The following is a 5,278-nucleotide window of genomic DNA, read 5'->3' as shown; positions in this document are numbered from 1 at the left end:
GCGCGAGCACGCCCTTCGGCCCGCCAAAATGCAACGCACCGATCGCCACGAAAATCGGCCGATTCGGTCCCGCGAGCGCCGTCATCCGCACGACAAACCGCCGGTTACGTTCGTAGACGATGCGGTTATCGAGCGCCTGAGCAACAGCGGGTGTACGCGCGAGCCGCTCCGATTTGGCCGCGGCCCAGGCCGCGATCGCATCGGCGTCGCCCACCCGCCACAGCCGGTGCAGCGCTTTCACATCGTCCATGTTCTGGGTGGGCGTCTGCGCGAGATCCTGCGCCAGCATCTCGCGCTGCTCGGCCAGCGTCAGATTCGTGAACGCGCGCATTTGCTCCGCGAGCGTTTCAAGCCCAACGATTTTGCCGCGCGTAGGCAGGTAGACGTTCTCGAGCTGCGCCTCGGTGCCGTATTCCGTTTGCAGGCCAGCCGCCAACGCATCGTAAGTTTCGACGAGCAGCGCCGCGAGCCAAGGCCGTGTTTTCTTGATTTCCGCGAGAGCGGCCGGATTGCCGCGCAAACGCAGCGCGAGCTTGTGCATGATCGCCTCGGGCAGCAACCGCGGCAAGCAGGCATACGAACACACGCCGTACTTCGACACATCGTCCTGCGACCGCAGCAGTTCATCCGGCGAAATTTCAAGCGCGAGCGTGGGCGAAGCGCGCAGCGCCGCCAGGATCGGCGGCCGAAACGGCTGGTTCTTCGGGTAATCGTAAGGATCGCCGACGTGCAGCGTGCCGAGCAGGTAGATCGTCGTCGTACCTTTCGTGGCAACGTAGAACGGCATATGTGCGGGCTCCGCCCGCACAGCCCCGCTCGCACTCGTGCCGTCGAAGCCGGGCGGCGGCCCATGAAAACCGGGAATCGCCGCGCCGGGCATTGGCGAGTGCACCGGCGCGCTGGGCGCCGCCTGCGTGACCGGGGCGGTAGCGGGGCCTGCGAAGGCCGGTGAAATCAGTCCGCCGGAGCGCGGATCGAGCGCCAGCGTGAAAACCAGCGTGAGCACGAGTGCCTGCATGCGGCGCATGCAGGCCCGTGCCCGCCGCGCAAGGACCGCCGCGAAGGCGCCCTCGCAAGAGCGGCGCGCGCGATGACGCGCCGCCCGCGTTTCAGCCATCCGCGTCCCCTACTTCCTCGGCGCGGTGACACGACACGAAGCGGCCGTCGACCTCCCGCAGCTTCGGTTCTTCCACCCGGCACCGCTCGATGGCATACGGGCAACGTTGATGGAACGTACACCCCGAGGGCGGATTGAGCGGCGACGGCATTTCGCCCTGCAGCTTGATCTGCGTGCGCCGATCGGCCTCGAAGATAGCGGGCGTGGCCGACATCAACGAGCGCGTGTACGGATGGCGCGGCTTGGCGAAGATCCTCTGCTTGTCGCCCAGCTCGGCCACGCCGCCGAAGTACATGACCATGACGTCGTCGGCGATATGCTCGACGACAGCCAGGTTATGCGAAATGAAGACATAGCTCGTCTTGAACTGCTCTTGCAAGTCCATAAACAAATTCAGGATCTGCGCCTGGATGGACACGTCGAGCGCCGAAACGGGCTCGTCGGCCACCACGATGCGCGGCTCCAGAATCATCGCACGAGCGATGGCAATGCGCTGCCTTTGTCCACCAGAAAACATGTGCGGATAGCGTTTTGCGTGTTCCGGACGCAACCCGACCGTGCGCATGATCTGCGCCACCCGGGCCGCACGCTCGGCCGCGCTCATCTGAGCGTTGATGACGAGCGGCTCGGCCAGCGTCTGCTCGACCGTCTTGCGCGGGTTGAGCGAGGCGAACGGGTTCTGGAACACCATCTGCACGCGGCGCCGCAGTTGGGCCAGCTTGGCCGAATCCGCCCCGGCCACGTCCTCGCCCTCGATCAGCAGGCGTCCCGACGTGGGCGGTTCGATCATCGTCAACTGGCGGGCGAGCGTCGATTTGCCGCAGCCCGATTCGCCGACGACCGCCAGCGTCTTGCCGCGCGTCAGCGAAAACGACACGCCGTTCAGCGCCTTGACTGTCCCGTGACCGAACATGCCCCGCCGGACGGGATAATGTTTGGTCAACCCATCCGCGACCAACACGAGATCGTCGTCATGCCGCAGCGCACGCGAAACTTCCGGTACTGCGTTCATCAGGCGCCTCCGTGGTGGGACTCGTTCGAGCGGATCGCATCGAGATTCAAGGGTTTGATACAACGGGCGCGCGCATCGGGCGCGTCCGGTTCGAGCGGATCGAGCGCCGGCCGGCCTTTGCGGCAATCGTCCACCACGTACTTGCAGCGCGGCGCGAACAGGCAGCCGCTCGGGCGGTCGTCCCGGCCCGGCACCATCCCAGGCAACGCCGACAAGCGCTTCGCACCGCGATTGTGTTCGGGAATGGCGGCCAACAGCGCCTCCGTGTAGGGATGATGGGGCTCTGTAAAAATATTAGGCACCCGATTCGTCTCAATCACTTCCCCGGCATACATGACGGCCACGCGCTGCGCGACTTGCGAGACGACGGCCAAATCGTGGGAAATCAGCACAAGGGCCATGCCGCGTTCCTTCTGCAGCTTGACGAGCAGATCCATGATTTGTGCCTGGATCGTCACGTCGAGTGCCGTGGTCGGTTCGTCGGCGATCAACAGCTTCGGATTGCAGGCCACGGCCATCGCAATCATCACACGCTGGTTCATGCCGCCGGAAAGCTGATGCGGGAATGCCGTGATCCGGTTTTTAGCGTCGGGGATGCCGACCTGATCAAGCAGTTCGAGAGCGCGCCGATCGAGCGCCGCGCCCCGCAAGCCTTCGTGCAACTTCAGCACTTCTTTGATCTGGTAGCCGACGGTGTAGCTCGGATTCAGGCTCGTCAGCGCATCCTGGAACACCATCGCGATGTCCTTGCCGATGATTTTGCGGCGCGCTTTCGCCGAAGCATTGAGCAGGTCTTTGCCGTCGAATGTGATTTCGTCGGCGGTCACGATGCCCGGCGCGTCGATGAGGCCCATCAGTGCCATCATCGTCACGCTCTTGCCCGAGCCCGATTCGCCGACCACGCCCACGACCTCGCCCGGCGCGACCGCGAAACTCACGCCGTCGACAGCAGGCGCCCCGCCGAACGTGACCGCCAGGTTGCGGATGGTCAAAAGAGTGTTCATGGTCATGCCATCCGTTTCAGTTTCGGATCGAGCGCGTCGCGCAGCCCGTCGCCCAGCAGGTTGATCGCGAGCACCGAGATCACGATCGCCAAACCGGGCATCGTCACGATCCACCATGCGTTGTCGATATAGTCACGCGCCGATGCGAGCATCGCCCCCCACTCGGCCGTCGGCGGCTGCACACCGAGGCCGAGAAAGCCGAGCGCGGCCGCATCGAGAATCGCCGACGAAAAGCCGAGCGTGGCCTGCACGATCAGCGGCGCCGTACAGTTGGGCAGCACCTGCGAGAACATGAGACGCAGCGTGCCGGCGCCGGCCACCCGCGAAGCCGTCACGTACTCCTTATGCAGTTCGCCCTGAGCCGACGCGCGCGTGAGACGCACATAGCCCGGCAGCGCGACGATCGCGATCGCGAACATCGTGTTCGTGAGCCCCGGGCCGATGATGGCCACGACGGCCACCGCCAGCAGCAACGAAGGCAGCGCAAGGAGCACGTCCATCGCGCGCATGATCGGCGTATCGGCCCAACGGAAGAACGCCGCGCACAGGCCCAGGACGATGCCCGGGATCAGCGCGAGCACGACGGACACGAAGCCGATCCAGAACGACATGCGCGCGCCGAACATCAAGCGGGACAAGATGTCGCGGCCGGCTTCGTCGGTACCGAGCACGAACTTTCCATTTCCGCCCGCGAGCCAGGCCGGCGGGATTTTGACGGCATCGCGGTATTGTTCGATCGGGCTGTGCGGAACGATCAGCGGCGCGAACAACGCGATGAAGATCAGCGCCAACACGACGATGCCCGCGACCACCGCGCCGCGATTGCGCGAGAAGTTGCTCCAGAACTCGCGCAGCGCCAGTGCCCGTCCGCTCGGCGGCGTGACGCTTTGAGGAACCGTGTTTTGAATATCTGCCATGATTGCGGGCTCCTTTAGCGCGTATAGCGGATGCGGGGATTGAGCACGCCGTAAAGCAGATCGACGCAAAGGTTCACGACGATCACAAGCGTCGCGATCAACAGGATGCCGCCTTGCACCACCGGGTAGTCGCGCCGGCTGATTGCATCGATCAGCCACTTGCCGATACCGGGCCACGAGAACAACGTCTCGGTCAGCACCGCACCGGCGAGCAGCGTCCCCACCTGGAGACCGATGACGGTCACGACGGGAATCAGTGCGTTGCGCAGCGCATGCACGACGATGACGCGCACCGGCGAAAGCCCTTTCGCCCGCGCGGTGCGGATGTAGTCCTCGCGCAGGACTTCGAGCATCGAAGAACGGGTCATCCGCGCAACCACGGCCAGCGGAATCGTGCCCAGCACGACGGCCGGCAGGATCAGATGCAGCACCGTCGATTTGAATGCCCCTTCATCGGGCGCGAGCAGCGAATCGATCAGCATGAAGCCCGTCACGTGCGATATGTCGTATTCCACATCGATGCGGCCCGACACGGGCGTCCAGCCCAGCGCCACGGAAAACACCATGATGAGAATGAGCCCCCACCAGAAAATCGGCATCGAATAGCCCGTCAGCGCGGAGCCCATCACGCCATGATCGACGAGCGTCCCGCGCTTGAGCGCCGCGACGACCCCGGCCGGTAAGCCGATGATCAGCGCGAACAGCATCGCGCAGATCGACAGTTCGACGGTGGCTGGGAAGCGCGCCAGGAATTCGCTCATCACGCTCGTGTTCGTAATGATCGAATCGCCGAGGTTGCCGTGCAGCGCACGCCCAACATAGTGGATGTATTGCAGCGGCAGCGGCTCGTCGAGGCCGAGGCGGTGCAGCGCGGCCGCGTGCATCGCGGGATCGACGCCGCGCTCGCCCATCATGACTTCGATGGGATCGCCGGGGATCAGATGGATAAGCGCGAACGCGAGGATCGTAACGCCGATAAACGTCGGTATCACCATCCCGATGCGGCGTAAAACGAATCGGAACATGGTTCGTCCCTTTATCTTGCAGAAGAAAAATGCGACCGGCGACGAGGCGCGATGCCCTGAGTGCGCAAGACTCAGAGCACCTTACCCCTGTCGCCGGAGAACGTGCTGGTGCGGGATCGGGCACCCCTGCTCCCAGGCGTACCCGGGAGAGCGTACCCCATCGCCGTTACTTGATGCTGACGCCGTCGAAACGCGCATAGCCG

Annotated in this window: 5 protein-coding genes; all 5 read right to left on the bottom strand. The window is 64.4% G+C overall.

The window, feature by feature from the left end:
• Positions 1-1,117: TraB/GumN family protein (locus ACTHL0_RS06915; protein WP_440565910.1), on the bottom strand; the 1,117-nt coding region annotated here is incomplete at its 3' end.
• The gene (locus ACTHL0_RS06910; RefSeq protein ID WP_440565909.1) at positions 1,110-2,129 is read right to left on the bottom strand and encodes a peptide ABC transporter ATP-binding protein; all 1,020 of its coding nucleotides are present in this window, start codon (positions 2,127-2,129) and stop codon (positions 1,110-1,112) included. The genes ACTHL0_RS06910 and ACTHL0_RS06915, both read right to left, overlap by 8 nt.
• Positions 2,129-3,139: an ABC transporter ATP-binding protein gene (locus tag ACTHL0_RS06905; protein WP_440565908.1), complete on the bottom strand. Its 1,011-nt coding sequence runs from the start codon at positions 3,137-3,139 to the stop codon at positions 2,129-2,131. The genes ACTHL0_RS06910 and ACTHL0_RS06905 overlap by 1 nt, the downstream gene beginning before the upstream one ends.
• On the bottom strand, positions 3,136-4,050 hold the full coding sequence (locus tag ACTHL0_RS06900) for an ABC transporter permease subunit (protein ID WP_440565907.1): 915 nt from the start codon (positions 4,048-4,050) through the stop codon (positions 3,136-3,138). Before ACTHL0_RS06900 ends, ACTHL0_RS06905 begins: the two co-directional genes overlap by 4 nt.
• 14 nt (positions 4,051-4,064) lie before the next feature.
• Entirely contained in the window at positions 4,065-5,075 is a 1,011-nt protein-coding gene (locus ACTHL0_RS06895; protein ID WP_440565906.1) for an ABC transporter permease subunit, read from the bottom strand.
• Between the last annotated feature and the right edge of the window lie 203 nt (positions 5,076-5,278).

The organism is Trinickia sp. (assembly GCF_051961175.1).
Classification (GTDB): Bacteria; Pseudomonadota; Gammaproteobacteria; order Burkholderiales; family Burkholderiaceae; genus Trinickia.
Note: the sequence above shows the minus strand (reverse complement) of the source record. Positions and strands in the feature narration are given on the sequence as shown.